This is a genomic window from Pontibacter toksunensis (assembly GCF_042686245.1).
Lineage (GTDB): Bacteria > Bacteroidota > Bacteroidia > Cytophagales > Hymenobacteraceae > Pontibacter > Pontibacter toksunensis.
The window spans coordinates 1-1,122 of the sequence record NZ_JBHUOX010000090.1; the positions used below are offsets into that span (position 1 = coordinate 1).

A 1,122-nucleotide genomic window follows, 5' to 3' on the forward strand; every position below is an offset into this window, starting at 1 on the left:
TGAGCTCCTCCCATTTTTAGGACATGTGAAAAGTAGAGAATTCGGGTTCTACTATATTACATTCCACCCACTCTTCCGGCGTCTTGTCGCCCAATGAGCTATGGGGCCGGAATTGGTTATACTCCTGCCGCCAGGCCTCTGTCTTCTCCCTTGCGTCTTCCAGACTAAGGAACCAGTTCACGTTCAGGCACTCATCCCGGAAGCTACCGTTGAAGGACTCAATAAAGGCGTTATCCGTGGGTTTGCCGGGCCTGGAGAAGTCCAGCGTGACCTTGTTGTCATAGGCCCACCTATCCAGCGCCCTGGAGATAAACTCGCTGCCGTTGTCCACCTGTATACGCTTGGGCAGCTTTTTGGTGTCCTGCCTGATGCACTCCAAAGCGGCTACAACATCTGCTCCTCTCATAGACTGTCCCACCACTATGCCGGGGCACTGGCGGCTATAATTATCGACTATAGTTAAGCAGCGGAATTTGCGGCCATCGAAGAGTTGGTCAGCCACAAAATCCATACTCCAGCACTCGTGGGTACTGGAGAGTTCCGGACGCTCCAGCCGGTGTGCGGCGGCCTTACTTCTCCTGGGCCGCTTGCTCCTCAGGTTCAGCCCCTCCTCTTTGTAGAGGCGGTACACGCGTTTATGGTTGTCCCGCCAGCCTTCCCGCCTGAGCAGGACAAAGATACGCCAGAACCCGTAGCGAATCCTCACCTGGGCAATCTCCTGCATCCGCTTCCTGATTACGGAGCTATCCCTGGCCCTGGAGCGGTAGTACCAGCCCGAGCGGTGGCACAGCACCACCTTACAAGCTCTTCTAACAGAGACCCGGTAGTTTTCTGTTAGCTCTAAGACCAGCCGTTTTGACTGGGCTGGTCTTAGAGCTTTTTTCGCAACACGTCCTGTAGCATTTGTTTGTCCAGGCTCAGGTCCGCCACCAGCTTTTTTAGCTGACGGTTCTCCTCCTCCAGTTGCCGCAGTTTGCGCAGTTCACTCACCCCTAAACCACCGTATTTTTTCTTCCAGTTGTAGAAGGTGGCATCCGAGATGCCCATCTTGCGGCACACCTCCTCTACCTTGACACCCGTCTCTGCTTGCTTGATGGCGAAGATGATCTGCGCCTCGGTGAA

General features: G+C 54.6%; 1 protein-coding gene. It reads right to left on the minus strand.

What is annotated here, in order from left to right:
- Positions 1-16: 16 nt before the first annotated feature.
- A protein-coding gene (locus tag ACFS7Z_RS27235; RefSeq protein ID WP_377492642.1) for an IS3 family transposase occupies positions 17-1,122 on the minus strand; the annotation gives its coding sequence in 2 pieces (ribosomal slippage) (positions 17-885 and positions 885-1,122; 1,107 coding nt annotated over the 2 pieces). This gene is flagged as partial in the annotation.